At 60.8% G+C, this 19,508-nt stretch carries 19 protein-coding genes; 7 read left to right on the top strand and 12 right to left on the bottom strand.

Annotation, left to right across the window (positions count from 1 at the left end; genetic code table 11):
• Positions 1-22 precede the first annotated feature (22 nt).
• Positions 23-1,183 (top strand): glycoside hydrolase family 53 protein, encoded by a 1,161-nt coding sequence (locus tag R8871_RS11370; protein WP_175050527.1) that lies wholly within the window; start codon positions 23-25, stop codon positions 1,181-1,183.
• Positions 1,184-1,217: 34 nt separating this feature from the next.
• On the opposite strand, the gene R8871_RS11365 is transcribed toward R8871_RS11370, so the two are convergent.
• From R8871_RS11365 to R8871_RS11340, 6 genes are all read right to left on the bottom strand, one after another.
• Positions 1,218-1,547, bottom strand: coding sequence for a hypothetical protein (locus R8871_RS11365; RefSeq protein ID WP_175050526.1), 330 nt, complete (start codon positions 1,545-1,547; stop codon positions 1,218-1,220).
• Positions 1,548-1,683: 136 nt separating this feature from the next.
• A complete protein-coding gene (locus R8871_RS11360; protein ID WP_175050525.1) occupies positions 1,684-3,042 on the bottom strand; it encodes an MFS transporter in 1,359 nt (452 codons plus the stop codon).
• A gap of 94 nt (positions 3,043-3,136) precedes the next feature.
• Entirely contained in the window at positions 3,137-3,280 is a 144-nt protein-coding gene (locus tag R8871_RS11355) for a hypothetical protein (protein WP_175050524.1), read from the bottom strand.
• Positions 3,281-3,569: 289 nt separating this feature from the next.
• A complete protein-coding gene (locus R8871_RS11350) occupies positions 3,570-3,914 on the bottom strand; it encodes a cupin domain-containing protein (RefSeq protein ID WP_175050523.1) in 345 nt (114 codons plus the stop codon).
• A 34-nt stretch (positions 3,915-3,948) separates the two neighbouring features.
• The gene (locus R8871_RS11345) at positions 3,949-4,932 is read right to left on the bottom strand and encodes a M14 family metallopeptidase (protein WP_175050522.1); all 984 of its coding nucleotides are present in this window, start codon (positions 4,930-4,932) and stop codon (positions 3,949-3,951) included.
• Between the two features lie 45 nt (positions 4,933-4,977).
• A complete protein-coding gene (locus R8871_RS11340; RefSeq protein WP_175050521.1) occupies positions 4,978-6,060 on the bottom strand; it encodes a tartrate dehydrogenase in 1,083 nt (360 codons plus the stop codon).
• 135 nt (positions 6,061-6,195) lie between these two features.
• Here R8871_RS11340 and R8871_RS11335 point away from each other — a divergent pair, with 135 nt between their 5' ends.
• Positions 6,196-7,137, top strand: coding sequence for a LysR substrate-binding domain-containing protein (locus R8871_RS11335; protein ID WP_175050520.1), 942 nt, complete (start codon positions 6,196-6,198; stop codon positions 7,135-7,137).
• Positions 7,138-7,155: 18 nt separating this feature from the next.
• On the opposite strand, the gene R8871_RS11330 is transcribed toward R8871_RS11335, so the two are convergent.
• Together R8871_RS11330 and R8871_RS11325 are read right to left on the bottom strand one after the other, a co-directional pair.
• Positions 7,156-7,863, bottom strand: coding sequence for a response regulator (locus tag R8871_RS11330; protein ID WP_175050519.1), 708 nt, complete (start codon positions 7,861-7,863; stop codon positions 7,156-7,158).
• On the bottom strand, positions 7,860-9,500 hold the full coding sequence (locus tag R8871_RS11325; protein WP_246287529.1) for an ATP-binding protein: 1,641 nt from the start codon (positions 9,498-9,500) through the stop codon (positions 7,860-7,862). Before R8871_RS11325 ends, R8871_RS11330 begins: the two co-directional genes overlap by 4 nt.
• Positions 9,501-9,778: 278 nt before the next feature.
• Between R8871_RS11325 and R8871_RS38435 the strand changes: the two genes are divergently transcribed.
• Both R8871_RS38435 and R8871_RS11315 read left to right on the top strand, forming a co-directional pair.
• Positions 9,779-10,141 carry a DUF2866 domain-containing protein gene (locus R8871_RS38435; RefSeq protein ID WP_246287528.1) on the top strand — a complete coding sequence of 121 codons (363 nt, stop codon included), beginning with the start codon at positions 9,779-9,781 and terminating at the stop codon, positions 10,139-10,141.
• Between the two features lie 108 nt (positions 10,142-10,249).
• Positions 10,250-10,603, top strand: a complete 354-nt coding sequence (locus R8871_RS11315) for a hypothetical protein (RefSeq protein WP_175050517.1) — start codon at positions 10,250-10,252, stop codon at positions 10,601-10,603.
• 107 nt (positions 10,604-10,710) lie between these two features.
• On the opposite strand, the gene R8871_RS11310 is transcribed toward R8871_RS11315, so the two are convergent.
• Both R8871_RS11310 and bamA read right to left on the bottom strand, forming a co-directional pair.
• Entirely contained in the window at positions 10,711-11,409 is a 699-nt protein-coding gene (locus tag R8871_RS11310) for a winged helix-turn-helix domain-containing protein (protein WP_175050516.1), read from the bottom strand.
• 359 nt (positions 11,410-11,768) lie between these two features.
• Positions 11,769-14,078, bottom strand: coding sequence for an outer membrane protein assembly factor BamA (gene bamA, locus R8871_RS11305; RefSeq protein ID WP_175050515.1), 2,310 nt, complete (start codon positions 14,076-14,078; stop codon positions 11,769-11,771).
• Positions 14,079-14,413: 335 nt separating this feature from the next.
• Between bamA and R8871_RS11300 the strand changes: the two genes are divergently transcribed.
• The 3 genes from R8871_RS11300 (at position 14,414) to R8871_RS11290 (ending at position 17,419) form a co-directional block, all read left to right on the top strand.
• Positions 14,414-14,593, top strand: a complete 180-nt coding sequence (locus tag R8871_RS11300) for a hypothetical protein (RefSeq protein WP_175050043.1) — start codon at positions 14,414-14,416, stop codon at positions 14,591-14,593.
• Positions 14,586-14,987 carry a hypothetical protein gene (locus tag R8871_RS11295; RefSeq protein ID WP_175050514.1) on the top strand — a complete coding sequence of 134 codons (402 nt, stop codon included), beginning with the start codon at positions 14,586-14,588 and terminating at the stop codon, positions 14,985-14,987. Before R8871_RS11300 ends, R8871_RS11295 begins: the two co-directional genes overlap by 8 nt.
• A 146-nt stretch (positions 14,988-15,133) precedes the next feature.
• The gene (locus R8871_RS11290) at positions 15,134-17,419 is read left to right on the top strand and encodes an LPS-assembly protein LptD (RefSeq protein WP_175050513.1); all 2,286 of its coding nucleotides are present in this window, start codon (positions 15,134-15,136) and stop codon (positions 17,417-17,419) included.
• A 12-nt stretch (positions 17,420-17,431) separates the two neighbouring features.
• Here R8871_RS11290 and R8871_RS11285 read toward each other — a convergent pair whose 3' ends face one another.
• Positions 17,432-17,929 (bottom strand): Lrp/AsnC family transcriptional regulator, encoded by a 498-nt coding sequence (locus R8871_RS11285; protein WP_054039304.1) that lies wholly within the window; start codon positions 17,927-17,929, stop codon positions 17,432-17,434.
• Between the two features lie 53 nt (positions 17,930-17,982).
• Positions 17,983-19,380, bottom strand: a complete 1,398-nt coding sequence (locus R8871_RS11280) for an aspartate aminotransferase family protein (RefSeq protein WP_175050512.1) — start codon at positions 19,378-19,380, stop codon at positions 17,983-17,985.
• Positions 19,381-19,508: the final 128 nt, after the last annotated feature.

The following is a 19,508-nucleotide window of genomic DNA, read 5'->3' as shown; positions in this document are numbered from 1 at the left end:
TTCAATCGATGGAGGATGACAGATGAACAGAAGAGAAATGCTCGGATGGCTCGCATCTGCTGGGGCTGCCGCTGGAGTTGGCGCAACGGTCGGCGTGCCTGCCGTTGCGGGCGAGCCTGGCTTGTTCGGTCATGGCCGCGGGTTTGCGAAAGGGGCGGACGTGTCGACGCTGCTGGAACTCGAGGCCAATGGCGCAAAGTTTTACGAGCACGGTGTACCGCTCGACTGTCTCTTCATTCTGAAGAGTCACGGGGTTGACTCGATCCGCATCAAAGTGTGGAACGACCCTGGCAATCCGAACTTTTTCCCGGCCGATCAAAGTCCAGCCGCCGGTTACAACAATGCCGAACATGTACGCGTTCTGGCTCGCCGCGCTGCAGCGCTCGGCATGCGCATACTGATCGATTTCCACTACAGCGACTGGTGGGCCGATCCGGGCAAGCAGTATCCGCCTCACGACTGGGCCGGCAAGGATATCGGGCAAACCTGTGCGTTGCTGTCCGACTATACGTCGAAGGTGCTCACGATGCTCAAGCGCGACGGTGTGCATCCCGAGTGGGTTCAGGTGGGCAACGAAATTACGGGCGGCATGCTCTGGCCGCTCGGCAAATACGACCAGTGGGACAACCTCGCGCAGCTGCTGAAGGCCGGGCACGATGCGGTCAAATCGGTCGATGAACGGATCAAGGTCATGCTGCACCTCGATAGCGGCGGCAATAACGCAACGAGCCGTTGGTGGTTCGACAGCGCGGTACAGCGCGGCGTCACGTTCGATGTGATCGGCTTGTCGTACTACCCGCAGTGGCAAGGCTCGCTAAGCGACTTGCAGAACAATGCGAACGATATGGCGACGCGCTACGGCAAGGACGTGATGGTGGTCGAGACCGCATATCCGTGGACCACCAGCGACGGCGATTCGGAACCCAACTCGATGACCAATACCGGCTCCACGACCTTCCCGCAGACACCGGCCGGCCAGGCGCAATTTATCGGCGCGGTGACGGATATCGTGAAGGCGATACCCGGTGGCCACGGCAAGGGTGTGTTCTGGTGGGAGCCGGAATGGATCCCGACGCCGAATGTCGGATGGAAAGTCGGCGCGGGCGATCAGTGGGACAACAACACGCTGTTCGATTTTCACGGCAACGCGTTGACGTCGCTGGATGCGTTTCGCAAGCGGTAGCCCTGGCGTTAACCGTTATTGCGGATAGCAGGCACTACTGCGCGGGTGCCTGCGATTTCTGCTGGTTTGCGCAGTCCGAGGTGAACGCCATGCTGGCCTGATCGGGTGTCATGTGAGGGGCGTTCGGGCTGTAGATCTTTTCGACGATGGCGGAGACTGCTTGCCGGTCGGATTCACCTCGGTAGTACTTGGCCGCCTGGGCAAGCGCCTGCGCTTTCGTTTTCTTGTGGGCACGCCACGAGGCCACCTGGCCGGCAATATCGCCGATGGCAAAACATTGATCGCTGACTGTTTGTGCAACGGCTTCAACGGCCGGCTGCGCGAGGCACAGTGCCAGCACGGCCGATACAACTACGCGTTTCATTGACTGAATCCTGTCGTTAGATGGGCGACGGTGCAAAGGCAGTGGTATTGACCATTGCCGTGCCCGCCCGAATCAATAACGGCGTAGTTTATCGGGAAGTGACCGACGGTGCTTTTTACTCGCACCTCCGGCCTTTTCAATGCCCAAACGACTCCGCTTTCGCGCCAGTCTCTGCCGCCACATGCGGCCGTGCCGCCTGCTTGATCAGCAACGCCACGCACGAAATCAGACCCGCCACCGCAACCATCGCGAAGATGCCGCCAAAGGTGAAGTGGCGGCGCGTCAGCTCTGCCACGAGGAACGAGCCCGCGATCCCGCCGAAGCGGCCGATCCCCAGCATCCACGCCACGCCCGTGCCGCGACCCTGCGTCGGGTAGAACGCGGCGGCAAGCGCCGGCATCGACGATTGCGCGGTATTCATCAGCACGCCCGCGACGAACACGATAAACACCAGCGCGCCGACATTGCCGACCGCCTGGCCGATGAAATACACGCTCACCGCAGTCAACGCATAGCAGGCCGCAATGATGCGGTTCGCGTTGAAGCGGTCCATCAGCACGCCGCACAGCACGGCGCCCACGCCGCCGAGCGGGAACAGCGCGGAAATCAGCGTCGCGCGTTGCGGCGTGAGTCCGGCGTCCTTCAGCAGAATCGGCATCCAGTTGATCGACGCGTAGAAGATCACGAGGCCCATGAAGTAGGCAATCCAAAGCATCACCGAGCCGACGATGTACGAACGCGACAGCACGACGCCCATGCCCTTGCCGCCGGTTTGCGGCGCGGTTTCGGTCATGACGAAGCTGTCGGCCTGAGCGGCGTCGCTCGAAATGCGCGCCAGCGCTGCGCGAATCCGTTCGACCGGCTTGCTGTTGGCCACCATATAGCGGACCGATTCCGGCATCTTCAGCACCAGCACGATCAGCAGCAACAGCGGCGTGACACCGCCAAGCACCAGCACGCTGCGCCAGCCGAAGTGCGGAATCATCCACGCAGCGAGAAAGCCGCCGAAGGCCGCGCCGAGCGGAAAGCCGCAGAACATCAGATTGATCACGGTCGCGCGGCGGCGATCGGGGCAGTACTCGCCCATCATCGTCACGGCGTTCGGCATGGCCGCGCCAAGGCCGACGCCGGTGACAAAGCGCAATATCGTCAAGTGTTCGATGCTGTTGGAGAAGGCCGAAGCAAAGCAGGTCACGCCGAATAGCAGCACCGAGCCGAGCAGCATCGAGCGTCGCCCGAGCCGGTCGGACAGCGGACCTGAGACGAGCGCGCCGCAGGCGAGACCGAACAGCGCCGCGCTGAGCACGGGTGCGAGCGCGGGCCGGGTGATGCCCCATTCGGAAATCAGCGACGGTGCAATGAAGCCGATCGCGGCCGTGTCAAAACCGTCCAGCAGGACGATGATGAAACACATGAAAAAGATGAGCCACTGGAACGGCGAGAAGGGGTGGTCGTTGATAAACGTTTGAACGTTCACAGCGTTGCTGCGGCTCATGCTGGTCTCCTGACTGCACAATACGTAAAGGCTCGCCGTAACGAGCCTTCCTTTCTTTTACGATCGTACGCCGGTTGGACGCGGCGCACGATGCCTATGCCGGCGACGGCGCACTTTGCAAACCGTTGCCGATAATCGCGCCGGCCGTGATGATGAAGCCCGAACCTGCCGTGCCGGACGCATTGCCGTTGCTGCGCTGGAACGCCTGTAGCGCATACAGATCGATGCGCTTCGACAATGCATAGTACTCGGACAGGTTTAGCTGCCTTACCCTGTCTTGACCTGCGAGAACATACAGGCGATCCGGGCGCCGATAATCCCGGCTGATTTGTTCGTATAAAGAACGCTGATTCTCTATATGAACAGGCCGAACTGTAAGTAGTTTGACAACGAGGGGCAACGCGGGATTACCCGACTATGGCGTCAGGGCAGTGGGAGTGACGAGGGATGCCGCGGCGCAGGGTGCGCGGGGAACAAGGCGTGCAGGTGGGGAGGCGAGCGCCGGGGACGGCGCCCGGGGGGCGTGCTCAGAAGATCACATAGATCTTTCGCATGGTTTCCTCGACTTCCCAAAGACCTTCTGTATTGGCTTCGAAAAAGAGCGTGTCGCCGCTTTCGAAATGGATGGTCTCTTCGTTATCGGGCGTGAAGCGGCCGCGCCCCGCGATGAAGTGCATCACCTCGGCCTGCTTGACCGAGCGGTGGTACGTGCCCGCCGTGCATTCAAAAATACCGGTGTCGATGGCTTCGCTGCCCTTGATCACGCGCTGCACGCCGGACACCTGAATCGGCGTCGTGCCCGGCAGCCCCGCTGTGCCCCAGTCTTCGAGATTCTGCAGATTCACGCTTTGCTTGATGCTTTGAACCTTCATTTTCACGTTACCTTTTGAATGTGCATGGGCCGATTCATCGGCCGTTCGTGTTCGTCACGGTTTGTTCGATCTTGCCCAGCCGCACCACGGTGACGCCGGGACGCAACTGACGCAGCGACGGCATCACGAGCATGCAGTTGTCATAAGGCGTGACCACCGCTTCGCCGTTCGACCAGCCGATGACGGTGCCGGCATCGGGAAAGATCTCCAGGCCGGTGTAAGGCGCCGCGAAACGAAAATCCATACTGGTCGCCACCACCGGCTGCGTGACGCGCACGATGTGCTGGGTGGACGGCAACGGCGCCAGCCAGCCGTCCGGCAAATCGGCTTCATCGATCACGCCTGCCAGCAGCAGGAAGCGCGCGGTCGTGTCGCGGGCCACGGCGACCGCGCTTCGTTCCCAGTGTTGTCCGCATTCGATCAGCAGCGCGTGTTTCGCGCTATCCGCTGTGCCGAAGCCTTCGTAATCGCGCATGCGGCGGCCTTCGGGATGGCCCTCGTCGCAGATCACCGTGGCGGGCGTGCCGAGACGCACGGCAAGGTCGATGCCTTTCTGCAGCGGTCCCGCCACGATCAGCGGCTTGCATTTCTCGTGCATCGAATGCAGATCGAGCAGTGCGTCGACCGTGTCGATCACCGGGCGCATCTCGCGTGCGCGCGTCAATTCGCTTGACGTGCGCGACGTATCGTCGAGCACCGCTGCGGTCCATACGCGGTTGAAGTCCTGATCGACGAAGCGGGCGGCGTCGGGCTTTGCCGGGTCAAAACGCCCATATGCAGCGACGTTCGCAAAGGCAAGCGTGAGGCGTCCACGACGCGGCCTCAACGCGCGCCGCAGCAGTTCGTCGACGACGATAGCCCCGCACACTTCGTTGCCGTGCGTGAGCGCGTTGATCATCACGTGCGGTCCCGGCGCGCCGGAGTCGAACGTATGAACGTAGGCGATGCCGGACGGCGATTGCTCGTGAACCGAAATATCGGGGAATTCGACTTCGATGGGGTAGGCTTCCATGCTCATTCGAACGTGTCCTCGCAGAAGGTTGGGATCGACAGATCGTTAGACTCAGGCGAGTTTAGCCGCGATTGCCTGGCCGACTTCGGTGGTGTTCGCCTTGCCGCCGAGGTCGCCCGTATGCGGACCTTCGATCAGCGTTGCCTCGATCGCCGCGAGAATCGCGTCATGCGCCTCGCGTTCCTTGCCCTCGTGATTGCCGAGGAAGTCGAGCATCATCGCGGCGGACCAGATCATCGCAATCGGATTGGCGATGTTCTTGCCGGCGATGTCAGGCGCCGAGCCATGTACCGGTTCGAACAGCGACGGAAACTTGCGGTCCGGGTTCAGATTGCCCGACGGTGCGAGGCCGATCGTGCCAGTGCAGGCAGGACCGAGATCGGAGAGGATGTCGCCGAACAGATTGGTGGCGACCACCACGTCGAAGCGATCCGGGTTCAACACGAAGCGTGCGCAGAGGATGTCGATGTGTTGCTTGTCCCACGTCACGTCCGGGTACTGCGCGGCGATACCGGCCGCGCATTTGTCCCACCACGGCATGCTGATCGCGATGCCGTTGCTCTTCGTCGCCACGGTGATCTTCTTGCGCTCGCGTCGTTGCGCGAGGTCGAACGCGAACTTCAGCACGCGCTCGCTGCCGTGCCGCGTGAACACGGATTCCTGCAGCACGAACTCACGCTCGGTGCCTTCGAACATCACGCCGCCCACCGACGAATATTCGCCCTCGGTGTTCTCGCGCACGATCCAGAAATCGATGTCGCCGGCCTTGCGGCCCGCGAGCGGCGAAGGCACACCGGCGAAGAGCCGGGCAGGGCGCAGGTTGATGTACTGATCGAATTCGCGCCGGAACTTCAGCAGCGACCCCCACAGCGAGATATGGTCGGGCACCGTGTCGGGCCAGCCGACCGCACCGAACAGAATCGCGTCGGCGGATTGCAGTTGGGCTTTCCAGTCGTCCGGCATCATCTTGCCGTGCCTGGCGTAGTAATCGCAGCTCGCCCATTCGATGTGCTGATACTCCAGTTCGATGCCGAAGCGCTTTTTCACCGTCTCCAGCACGCGAATGGCTTCCGGCATCACTTCGACGCCGATGCCGTCGCCGGGTATGACCGCAATCCGATAGGTCTTCGACATGTTCCTGCTCCTCCGTTGGGAATTTCGATGGTTCGATAGCGCTTATTTTATTCCTGCTGTTTGAGCTTAAAATAGTCGCTTTAGTTAAGCCACTGTGCACGAATCGTGTACAAACAATCTGCCACCGAGCGACCTATGAACGCCGTCCCATCACCCGATCTAGGCGATTTGCGCGTGTTTTGCGAAGTGGCGCGCAAATCGAGTTTCAGCGCGGCGGCGGAGGCGCTGTCGGTGTCCGCGGCGTACGTCAGCAAACGCATCAATGTGCTCGAGACTACGCTCGGTACGCGCTTATTGCACCGTTCCACGCGGCGCGTCGCGATTACGGAAGCCGGTGAACGGGTCTACACCTGGGCCGAAAAGATTCTCGACGACGTCGACCAACTGGTGGAAGACGTCTCCACCACGCGCCGCATCCCCGGCGGCAAGTTGCGCATCTCCAGCAGCTTCGGCTTTGGCCGCCGTTTCGTCGCGCCCGCGCTGGCCCGGTTTTCCGACCGGTATCCGCAACTGAGCGTGCGGCTCGATCTGTTCGACCGCCTCGTCGACGTGGGCGGCGAAGGCTTCGACCTCGATATCCGCATCGGCGACGAAATCGCGCCCCATCTGATTGCCAAACGGCTCGCGTCGAATCATCGGGTACTGTGCGCGTCGCCGGAATACCTCGCGCGGCACGGCGCTCCGCGGCAACTCGCGGACCTGTCGACGCACGCGTGTCTGGCGATCAAGGAGCGCGACCATCCATTCGGTCTGTGGCGTTTGACAGTGCGCGGCGAGGCGGCCTCGATCAAGGTCACGGGGCCGCTGTCGACCAATCACGGTGAGGTGGCCGTGCAATGGGCGTTGGCCGGACGCGGAATCGTGCTGCGCTCGATGTGGGATGTGCGGCCCTTGCTCGACGGCGGCCAGTTGCAGCAGGTGCTGCCGGATGTCACGCAACCCGCGAACCTGTGGGCGGTGTATCCGGCGCGGCTCGCCCAGTCGGCGAAAGTGCGGGTATGCGTCGACTTTCTGAGTGAGGAGTTCGCGCAATGGAGTCCGCCGCCTGACACAACGGCGGTGGAAAAGGCGAGCTGAATTCGAAAACGGCGAGCGTCAGATTTCCAGCCGGTAACCCACGCCGTACACGGAGGCGATAGGCTCGCTGTCCGGCCGTGCGCCCTGCAGCTTGCGGCGCAGGTTCTTGATATGGCTGTCGATGGTGCGGTCGGTGACGACGCGGTGATCGTCGTAGAGATGACTCAGCAGGTAGTCGCGGGAAAAAATGCGTCCCGGCGATTTCATCAGCAGCGCGAGAAGCCGCAATTCAAGCGGGGTGAGCTTGAGTTCCTTACCGTCGAGTAAGGCGTGATGAAACTGCTCGTCGACCTGGAGACCCTGTGAACCCTGCTGCCCCTGCGGCAATCCGTCCGCCGCCGCCGCGGCAGGCGTTGCACGGCGCAGGATCGCCTTGACGCGCGCCACCACTTCGCGCGGACTGAACGGTTTGCAGACGTAGTCGTCGGCACCGATCTCGAGACCCAGCAGACGGTCGATTTCGTCGATGCGCGCGGTCAGGATAATCACGGGCAATGCCGAAAATTGCCGTAGCTCGCGGCAGATGTCCATGCCGCTGCGCCCGGGCAGCATGAGGTCGAGCAGCATCAGCGCCGGTGGCGTTGAACGAATGAAGGGCATCACCTGATGGCCGTCGTCGAGGATCGTGGTAACGAAGCCCTCGAGTTGCAAATACGCTTCGAGCACGGCGGCGAGCTTGGGTTCATCCTCGACGATCAGGATGTGCAAAGGGCGCCCTTCGGTCATGTTGTCACGTCTCCTTCCGATGGAAAGCGGGCAGTGATCCAGACGCCGCCGAGCGGCGAAGCCTTGGCGCCAATCGTGCCGCCATGCGCCGTCACAATAGCGTGGCACAGCGAGAGGCCCAACCCCGCACCGCCGTTCTGACGGCTACGCGATTCGTCCACGCGATAGAAACGGTCGAACAGATGGGCTAGCGCGGCTTCAGGCACACCGGGCAGGGAGTCCTGCACGTCGAGTTGCCAACCGCTGGTACTTTGCGAAAGCGACACGCGCACGTGACCGTCCGGGTCGGTATAGCGCAACGAATTCTGCAACAGGTTTTTCAGCAGTTGTACGAAGCGCGCGGGATCGACCGCGAAAGCTGTGTCGGCCATGTCCGGCATGCAGGTCAGGTCGAGCTCGATCCGTTTCGCCTTGAACGACTCCCGCATGGCCTCGATCGAGGCCCGCGCCAGTTGCCCGACATGGGTCGGCGTCTTGCGATAGCTGAGTGCGCCGACATCGCTCAGAGAAAGCTCGTAGAGATCTTCGATGAGCTTGTTGAGCATGTTCACTTCGGTTTGCAGCGAAGTAAGCGAATCGCGGTTGAACACATGTACACCGTCTTCGATGGCTTCCAGCTCGCCGCGGAGCACGGCGAGCGGCGTGCGCAGCTCGTGCGAAATGTCCGCAATGAAATCGCGCCGGGAGCGCTCGGTTTTTTGCAGCGAATCGGCCAATACGTTGAAGTCGCCCGCAAGCCGGCCGAGCTCGTCGCGTCTGCCGGCCGGCACCCGGGCCGTGTAGTCCCCGCCGGCCAGACGGTGGGTCGCATTCATCAAGCGCTTGACCGGCGCGAGCACGATGCGCGCAAGGACCAGCGCGACCAGCGCCGCCAGCACAATAGCCACGCCCGCGATCTCCCAGGTCGCGCGCTTCTGCTGTGCCTGGAAGGCGATGTCGGCAGCGTCCGAAAGGGTGTCGGGCCCGTTCACGGCAAGCCAGCCCACCACCTTGCCGGCGTAGACGACGGGTCGCATCGTGCTGCCGGGTGGAGGCGGCTGGCCGGTGCTCGCCACGAGTTCATGGCGGGCGTCGTAGAGTGTGACGGGCGGCCCCTCGGGCGGCGTGTCACGGGTCACGCTGTCATGCGACGGGGGCGAGACGGGAGACGCCGCCAAAGGGGCCGAAGGAGGCGGCCGGTCATAGCGACTGTCGCCGCCCACGACGCCGCTTGCCGACACACGGTCACGCTCCATCGCGATGTCCGGACCAGACGGTGGCGCGGGTGGCAGGCGCATGCCCCAGTGCGGCCCTTCAGACGGGCCGGAGAGCGGCCCGAGCAGCTGCTGCACGCTGCCGCTCCCGGGAAAGGTTCTCCAGCCCGGCAGCTTGCCCGTCTGCGCTGTGGCGAGTTCCTCGCGCAGGGCATCGTGCGCGGCGCCGTCCAGCAGCGCGAGCCATGCTTCGGGATGCTCCCGCAAGAAATTCCAGTTGCCGTGAGCGGCGTATTCGCTCGTCACCTTCGCCATGACGGCTTTAATGCGCCCGGCGTTGCGCTCCCGGACATAGTGCAGGAAGCCGTTTTCGAAGCTCACGCGCAAGGCGTAGCCCATCGTCAGGGAAATCGCCAGACAGGCGATTAAAACGGCGAGAAACATTTTCCAGGTAATGCCAAAGCGCATCTTCGTTCGCTGCTGCCGCGCGCGGGAGAGAAAGGTCCCTAAAGGGCGGTCTGGACGAATTCGGATAGTTTCACTTTGCATGGCTGAATTCTAGATGAATGCTACGTCAACACACACTTGGCGACGAATCTCCACAACTTCTCCATCCTTTCTTCGTTGTCTCTGCGTGTTGTCTGGATATGATGGTATGGCACTTTTACGGTGGTCTCAAAGAGGCCATGTCCGGTGATCAGATCCGTCAGTGGAGCCATCTCATGCAAGTCTCCTCACCTGTAAACCGTGGCGAGTCGCGCGGTTTCCGGCCCGGTCGAAAGACAGCAACTGCTGCGGCTACGCGTGGCAAGGCTGCAAACGGCGCTAGCGCACCACTCGCCACCGATGTCATGAAGATACGCGGCTGCCGCGTCTCCGCACCGCTCATGCAGCCGTGGGGCGAGTGCTGCCGGATCGTCGAATGGATCAACCGCAATGGTGAGTACTCTTGCGTTGCCGTGCCAGGCGCGGCAACCGTGGCCGAGATTCGGGAGCGCGTGCGGATGCATCGCAACGGTCAGCGCCACACGCTGGCGGACGACCCCTCTACGCCTGCGGGCCGCGGGCGTCTGCGGCGCGGTTGAGCGCTGCGGAACCTCGTTGCTGCATGTCATTCAAGCCAGCAGAAAGGGATTGTAATTGAGCCAAAAAAACTTCGTTATCCTATGGCTGTCTGACTTTCAAGATCAACTTTGAACACGTCCATTATGCGCATCCTTACTGTCGTCCTGGTCGTGGCATCGATTTGCTGCGCTCCGATTCGCCATGGTTTGCGCGAGGAGAGCATCGATGCTTTCGCACCAGGGGATCACAGCGTTTCTGCCGGCGTTGTCGATGATCTGAATAGCTGCGTGTCGCAGACACACTATGCCTCAGGGTTCAGGCCCATCGTTCCGGCTGATTTCCACTACGGATTCGGTGGCCTGCTGGCAGCGACCAGTGACCTGTATTCCGGCTATGTCGGTTATGTCGACATCATTGATGTGATCGACGCCGCGATGACGGGGCCTATCATGCAGCTAGCCCTGGAAGAGGGCCAAAAGTAACGCAGTATGATGGCAAGCACGCAACGTGTCGTGCGATGCCTTTGGCTTTCACCCGCCTCAGGCGAGGCTCGCTATCCGATCTATCCGAACTATTCAAACTACTCGATCTACTCGAGCGACGGCACGAACATATAGCCTCGTCCGCGCAAGGTTTGAATAAACCTGGGATTGGCCGGGTCGGTCTCAATCACGCCGCGCAAGCGGCAGACTGCAACATCCAGACTGGCCTTCTGGCTCTCCGCTCTTCCTAGCTGGCTGTTGACCATCGAACGCGTCAGGATTCGCATCGGATTGCTTGCGAACAGCTTGAGCAACGCAAACTGGCCGGAGCGCAGCGAGATTTCGCAACCGTCCTTGAGCAGGCGCCGCGTAGCGAAGTCTATCTGGTAACTGCCGAACAACACCTTCTCACGAATTTCCGGCGCGTCGCAAAGCGATCGGTTGCAGCGTTGCACGGCGCGCTTGATTCTGGCGGTCAATTCGTATGGATCGATCGGGTCGACGATATAGTCGTCCGCACCCAATTCGAAGGCGACGATTTTGTCGACGATCTCGTCAGAGGTGCTTTGTACGAAGATGGGCATGTCGTAGCCGGCCAGCCGCAGTTGCCGGAGTGCCTCTCGCGCCTCGCTCATCGGCGACTCGGCGCGCAATAGAATCGCAGACGGACACTCCAGTTCCACACGGCTGACGAGCTGAGCCGCGCTATACAGCACGGAGAGTGCGATCTGGTTCTTGTGAAGATGAAAGCGCAACTGATCCCGAATGGATTGATCGGGTTCGACTACAAGAAGGCTGATCGTCATAAATCTGCGTTACCTCCCAACCGGAATCGACGGTTGCAGCCCGTGCGATATTCACGTTCAGCCAATTCAACCATCTGCTGCTCTGGAGCGACCTATCGAACTCGGAAAGCGGACCGGACACGGTCGCGCTGATGATGAGCGAATGATAGATAGCAACGTTGGAGCAACGATGGTGAAATTAAGGAGACTTTGTGAACTTGGCGCAGGAGGACGCATATGGGGTGCCGTGAGCAGGCCCGAACCGGTTCATACCGGTTGGGCGCGTGGGCGCGGCCGAAAGAAAGCGAGAGGCAATGATGCGGGTAACGCCCGCGGTCTTCAAAGCATGACCGCTGACGTTGCAGAGCAGAACGACGTGATCAGAACGATGTGCCGATCTGAAACTGGAATACCTGGTACTTGTCGGTGGCGTGTCTGATCAGTGGGAAACCCAGCGAGAGCTTGAGTGGGCCGATCGGTGAAATCCACTCGAGACCCGCGCCGTAGCTGTACCGCAGGCCGTTGGCGCCATTGCTGTTGCCTTCGGTGCCCCAGACATTGCCTGCATCCATGAAGGTGAAGACGCGCAGCGTGCGGTCCCAGCCGGTGCCCGGCAGCGGGAAGGTCATCTCGACGTTGGCCACGACCATGCGCGAGCCGCCGATCGGGTCGCCGGTCGTCTTGTCGGTTGGGCCTAGTGAGCCCGATTCGTAGCCGCGTACCGAGCCGATACCACCTGCGTAGTAATTCTTGAAGATCGGATAGGCTTTTCCGGCGAAGCCGTTGCCGTAGCCACCTTGAAAATTCAAGCCGAGAATGAAACCGCGTGAGAACGAGTAGTAATACTGCGCCTGCACGTCGGTCTTGTAGTACTCGGTGTTGCCAAGCGGGGTGCCCACTTCACCATTGGCCTGAAAGAAATAGCCTCTGCTCGGCACCAGCGCACTGTCGCGATTGTCCCGAGCCCAGGCCGCCGTGAGCGGCACGTTGTTCACCACGCTGCCGAATTCGGATACGTAGTCCTTGTAGCTCTGTGGTGTCGACGAATCAATGGACAGCCGGTTCTGTTCGAGGCCGGCGCCGAAGTACACGGTATCGGCTTCCGAGAACGGAATACCGAACTTCAGGTCCGCGCCCACGGTGATAATCCGGAAACTCGTGTCGGTGTAGTAGTAGAGGGGATAGGAGGTTCGGTAGTAGACGTCGGTGATCCGCTTGATGCCGTCCACCGTGAAGTACGGGTCGACCTGCGTCAGGGTCAGCGTGCGGTAGGTCTTTGCAGTGTTCACGTTCAGGGCGAGGCTGGTGCCGGAACCGAATACGTTGTCCTGTGAAATCCCGGCCGACAACACCACTTTGTCGGTGGACGAAAAACCCGCGCCCAGGGTAATCGCGCCGGTCGGTTTTTCGCTTACCTTAACGTCCACGTCGACCTGGTCCGGCGAGCCTTCCACCGGCACCGTGGTGACGTCGACATCGGTGAAGTAGCCGAGTCGATTGACACGGTCTTTCGATAGCGCGAGGCGGTTCGAATCGAACCACGAGCTTTCAAGCTGACGCATTTCGCGGCGCACCACTTCATCACGCGTACGGGTGTTGCCGACTACGTTGATGTGACGCACGTACACGCGGCGGCTCGGATCCACTTGCAGCGTCAGATCGACCTTGTGGTGTTCCTGATCGATCTGCGGCAGCGCGTTGACCGTGGCAAACGCGTAACCGTATTCGCCGAGTTTGTCGACGATCGCCTTGGTGGTGGCCTGCAGCTTTTCAGCAGAGAAACGCTCGCCGGGTTTGATATTGACCAGCTTCTTCACCTCGGCTTCGCGATCGAGCAGATTGCCCGCGAGCTTGATCGACGAAACCGTGTACGGCTCGCCTTCATGCAGTGTGACCGTGAGGTACATCTCCTTCTTGTCCGGCGAAAGCGATACCTGGGTCGACTCGAAGTTGAACTCCAGATAGCCACGATTCAGGTAGTACGTGCGGATGCGCTCCAGGTCTCCGGTCAGCTTGTCTTTCGCATACAGGTCGTTCTTCGTGTACCACGAGAACCAGTTCGGCGTGGACATCTGCATTTCATCGCGTAACGTGTCCGTGCTGAAGACGTTGTTGCCGATGAAGTTGATCTGGCGGATCTTCGCGCTCGGGCCTTCTGCGACGGAGAACAGTATTGCGACCCGGTTGCGGTCGATCGGCGTGATCGTGGTGGTGACTTCGGCGGCATAGTAGCCGCGCGTCAGGTACTGCCGTTTCAGCTCCTGCTCGGCTTTATCGACTAGCGCCTTGTCGTAGTAGCGGCCTTGCGAAAGCCCGACCGCACTGAGTGCCTTGGTCAGGTTTTCCTTGTCGAACTCGTGAATGCCGGCGAAGTCGATCGTACCGACCGCGGGGCGCTCCTGAACGTGAACGATGACGACATTGCCTTCGGTCGAGATCCTGACGTCATTGAAGAAACCCGTGGCGTACAGCGCGCGAATCGATTCCGAAGCCTTATCGTCGTCAAACGTGGCGCCCTGCTTAATGGGCAGATAGGCAAACACAGTACCGGGTTCGACGCGCTTCAATCCCTCGATCCGGATGTCCTGCACCACGAACGGCTGCGCTGCGTGGGCTGCCCCGCTTGTCAGCGCGACGCCGACGAGCGAGAGTGCGCCGGCGATACGGCTCGTTAAAACTTGAAGATTCATCTTGGGTTTTCAGTCCTGATGCAGCGCGCGGAGCGCAGACGGGAGCGCTCGAAGGCAAGCGACGCGTTCGAAACGACGTTCCATGACACTGGAAAGCGCGAAGTATAGGGACGCGTTTTCTGCCGATCGTTACTGAAAACTTTCCGACCATTCCGGCCGCCAAGGTGCATAGCGTGCACCCGCGCAGGCTGACGCCGATTGAGGCGCGCGCTTCGAAATAATGCGTTACAGACGCAAAAGAAGCGTAGTCCGCGCGTAACCTGGCGGCGATTTCGCACTGCTATTGTCAAATTGTCGATTCCGCTACCTGCGTAACGCGATCTGGAGAAGTGGTCATGATTGAATTTTTTTCACCGGCAGTTTTTGCGGCTGTCTTGCGCGTCAGTTCCTCACCGATCTTTTCAGTCCATCTGGCGATGGCGTCGATGCGCACGCTTCGCGCCGTGCCCGGCGATACGGTGAGTGGGGCGGCAGGCCGCTCCGACGTTGTGCAGGAGGGCACACGTCATGTCTGATCCGTCCACTTTCGTGCTGAATTCGATTACCGATATGCAGTTGACGGCAGACGGTCAATATCTGCTGATTCACGGCAATCAACCCACGGCGGCACTGCACCGTTCGGTGCTCAACGATCTGCTGGTGGCGCTGCCGAACGCAATCGAGCACGCCGACCGCGTGATTCATAACAATCAGGAAATGGGCTTCGCGCTGCACTGCCAGGGATGGGAAGTCGGCCGGCTGAACGGGATGGAAATGGTCGTGATCCGGTTCCGTCTATCCGGCAGCGCGGGGCTGTCGTTCTCGTTGCCGTCCGAGCAGATTCCCTATCTGCTTCAGGCGCTGGGCGGCGCTGCGAGCGGGGCAGGCACGCCGGCGGACCCCCGTTCCAGGGACGTCACACTTCAATAGCGCCGTATGCGTTCGCTGCTGTTCATCCTGACGCAAGTCAGGGCTTCCGTTCGCCTTGGTGCGTCTGCCATCCTTTCCGATCCTTATCTGTTTTGATACTACGCGGTGTATTTCGACGCCTACGCTTAAGGCCTCTCATTTCTTTCATGCTGGGTACGGCTGGATGCGTGCCCCTTGCCGGATATGCACAATTAGTCGGTGCGTCTGCAATACCAGAACCGCTCGACGGCGTCTGGGGCCTTCGGCTCGATCCGCAACTGACCGAGCAACCCCTGCGGCCTGGCGACAAGCCCGTTACTTCGGCGATCGCCGATTCGGTGACCACCACCGCCGACACGGACGTTTCGCTAAAAGGTCACGCGCAACTGCGGCGTTACGCATCGATCGTTAAAGGCGATGCGCTGCACTACGACGTCGATACCGACAAGGTCGACGCGTACGGACAAGTGCGCCTGGTCGACAACGGCAATGTGTTCGATGGCCCGGACGCGCATTTCTACGTCGAAGCGAATGAAGGCTATATGAGCGTGCCGAAGTACCGGTTTCATCTGACAGGCGGGTGGGGTAGTGCTCAACGCGTGGATATGGTCGATAGCGAGCGCACGGTCGTTCATCACGGCACGTACAGCACGTGCCAATGCGAGTCGGATCCCGCGTGGTATCTGAAGGCCTCCGAATTCGACATCGACAGCGGCAGCGATGAGGGAATCGCACACAACGGTGTGCTTTTTTTCCAGGGCGTGCCGCTGCTGGCGAGCCCATGGCTATCGTTTCCCTTGTCCGGCGCACGGCGCAGCGGCTTCCTGCCGCCGACGTTCTCGATCAGTTCGACCAACGGTGTCGACGTCGCGTTGCCGTACTACTTCAATCTCGCGCCGAACTACGATTTAACCCTGACGCCTCGCATCATGTCGAAACGAGGTGAGATGTTGACGGCGGACTACCGCTATCTGCAGCCGAACGATTCGGGGACGATCTCGTTGGCGTGGCTGCCGCACGATGCGATCACCAACACCGATCGTTACTCGATCGCGCTGAAGCAGAACTGGGACTTCGGCTCGGGCTTTGGCGCCTACGTCAATTACAACCGGGTGTCGGACTCGACGGTGGTGACCGATCTTGCGTCGGGTGTCGCGTTTCCGACGGGTTCCACCACGCTGTATCAGCAGGAAGCGGGGTTGACCTACTCGAACGGGCCGTGGAGCGTGCTGGCTCGCGAGCAACGGTGGCAGGCTTTTACGAGCGACTCGACCTATAACCGCGAACCGCAGGTCAATGTCAAGTACGCGCGTTACAACGTGGGGGGCTTCGACTTCGGCGCCGAAGCGGATGCGACGCGTTTCACAATTTCATCGGCCGATGCGACGCAAGGCAGCCGCTTCGTTTTCAACCCTTACGTCAGCTATCCGATCGAGCGTCCAGGCTGGTTCATCACGCCGAAGCTCGCATGGCACTTCGCTGCGTATGACCTGACGACGATCGGATCGGATGCGCCTGCCGGGCAGCCCAAAACGTTCGACGTCAACGTGCCGACCTTCACCCTCGATTCGGGCATGCGTTTCGAGCGAAGCGTGCGACTCTTCGGGCAGTCGTATATCCAGACGCTCGAGCCGCGGCTGTTCTATGTGTACACGCCCTACCGAAACCAGGCATTCGCGCCGCTGTTCGATACGGCGACGGCCGATTTCGGGCTGGCTGAACTGTTCATGCCCAACAGCTTCGTTGGCAATGACCGGGTGTCCGATGCCAACCGCGTCACGGCAGCACTGACAACGCGTTTCATCGATGCATCGAACGGCGATGAGCGGTCCCGTTTCGTTCTTGCAGAGCAGTACGACTTTCGCACGCCACGCGTAACGCTCAACACGGACGATGCAATTGGCACCGTGGCGCGCACGAGTGTGATCGCCGGCGCGTCGTACAAGCTGGGGGCGGGTTTTTCAGCGGAACAGGCCGTGGAGTACAGCCAGGCCAACCACTATCTGACAAATGCGGAGGCCGGCTTTGGCTGGTCGCCGGCTTCACGGGAGGTGTTGAATGTCGCGTATCGCTACACGCGCGCCAACACCACGCTCGACTATCAACCGGTTAATCAGTTTATCGTCTCGGAGCAATGGCCGTTAATGCACAACGTTGTGAGCGTGGCACGCGTCAATTACGACATGAGCGCCCATCGGCTGATCGCGGGCCTGCTGGGACTTCAATACGACGCGGATTGCTGGTCGCTCGGCGTGGCGTTCGAGAAATACACCAACGCCACCAGTTCGACCACGTCGCCCAGCACCGGCACGCGTGTGTTGATGCAACTTCAGCTCAAAGGCTTTTCGCAGGTCGATAACGGTTTGCTCAATCAGTTTCGCGCGAATGTGCCGGGTTATACACCGGCGACAACGGAAACCGAACCGGCATCCCGGTTTAGCGACTATCCGTAATGGGCTGCTGGACTAGTTGTGGTTCTGCGAGAACAGCGTTTCGAGCGGATAGTGGCTCTTCACGAACGGCGACTTGATGATCACGTAGCTGAAGTACTTCTCGATGCCGATATCGCGTTCCAGCAGACCCTCGATGATGCTCTGATAGTGGCTCACGCTGCGCGTGACAAACTTCAGCAGGTAATCGTAGCCGCCGCTCGCCAGATGGCACTCCACGATTTCGTCGACGTCTTTGATCGCATTCACGAACTTGATGAAGTCTTCCCGCCGATGATCGGCGAGCGTGACTTCGGTAAATACGATCTGCACGTCGCCGAGCTTTTCCAACTGGATCTGCGCGCCGTACCCGATGATGTAGCCGGCCTTCTCCAGACGCTTGACCCGGATCAGGCAAGGACTGGGGGAAAGGCCGACCGCGTCGGCAAGCTCGACGTTGGTTATGCGGCCTTTCTTCTGCAACTGGGAAAGTATGCGCAGGTCAATCCGGTCCAGCTTGCTGTCGCTGCTCATCGTAACGTTATCGCTCCGGCGATGGGTGAAAGGGTCTCGAAGGGCCCTCTACTCTAGCACGCAGTGGCATGAATTTTGACCTTCAGCGCGGCCCGGACATCGGCCTGCGCGAGAACGTCGTCGAGGGTTTTTTCAAGGCGCTCGAACAGCAGATCGAACTCGGCCTCGATGTACGACAACGCCGGCGCAAAACCGAGAATATTGTCGCCGAACGCGCGGAAAATCAGGCGATTTTCATACGCCGCCGCGGCGATCCGATCGGACAGTTTCAGCGCCGGATCGAAGCCTGCCTTGCTGTCCTTGTCCGATACCAGTTCGAGTGCACCGAGCAGGCCACGATGGCGCGAGTCGCCCACCAGCGGATGCGCGAGCAGCGCGTCGAGGCCGCGGGCGAAACGCGGACCACGTGCCACGCCATTCGCGAGCAGGCCGCCTTCGTGATAGAGGCGCAGCACTTCGAGGCCAATCGCCGCGCTGACCGGGTGCGCCGAATACGTATGGCCGTGGCCGACAATCGCTTCGGCGTCGCCATCGGCGATACCTTGATAGATTTCGTCAGACATCAGCACGGCGCCCATCGGCGCATAGCCGGAGGTCAAACCCTTGGCCACCGTCATCAGATCCGGTTCGACGTTTTCGCCCTGGCACGCGAACAGCGGACCCGTGCGGCCAAAACCGGTGATGACTTCGTCGGCGACGAACAGAATGCCGAGCTTACGGCAGCTTTCGCGCATCGCTTTCAACCAGCCGACCGGCGGCACGATCACGCCGCCCGAACCCTGAATCGGTTCGCAGAAGAAGGCGGCGACGTTGTCCGCGCCGAGTTCGGCCACCTTGGCTTCGAGCGAGGCTACCGAGGCGGCGATCAACGCGGCGTCGTCGGCGAAATCGTTGCGGTACGCGTACGGCGACGGCAAATGATGCTGGTTCGGCAGCGGCAGATCGAAATTCCGGTGAAACGCGGGCAACGCGGTCAGCCCCGCGCCCATCGTCGACGAGCCGTGGTAGCCGCGTTGCAGCGCGATGATGTGCTTCTTCGACGGCCGGCCGGTTGCGTTGAAGTAGTGCGTGATGAACCGGATAGCCGAATCGACTGCGTCGGACCCGCCGAGCGTGAAGTACACGTGCTGCAGCGAAGCGGGCGACACCTCCACCAGCTTTTGCGCCAGTTCGATCGCCGGGGCCGAGCCGAAATGGAAATAGCTGGTCGCGTAGGGCAGTTTCTTCATCTGCTCCGTGGCGACGTCGACAATGCTTTGCTGGCCGTAGCCGACGTTGACGCACCACAGGCCGGAGAAGGCGTCGAGTAGTTCGTTGCCGGCCGCGTCGCGCAGGAACGCGCCGCTGGCTGACTCGAGGACGGTGACGCCGCGGGCTTCGTGCGCGCGGTAGCTGATAACCGGGTGAATCAGATGCTTGCGGTCGGCTTCAATGAGCGAATGAATCGGCATGATGGGTTCTCGTCGCGGGAAAGGGCTGTTGACCGTTCCATACTACTGACCCAGGGCGATTGCCTGCTCACCTAAACAATTGCCTGAAAAGCGTGTCCGACGCGTTTTGACATGCGGCCTCAGCATTT

Origin of the sequence: Paraburkholderia sediminicola, from assembly GCF_902859805.1 — a bacterium.
In the GTDB taxonomy this organism is placed as follows: Bacteria; Pseudomonadota; Gammaproteobacteria; order Burkholderiales; family Burkholderiaceae; genus Paraburkholderia; species Paraburkholderia sediminicola.
The sequence above is the reverse complement of the archived record's forward strand: the minus strand, read 5'-3'. Positions and strand labels throughout refer to the sequence as shown.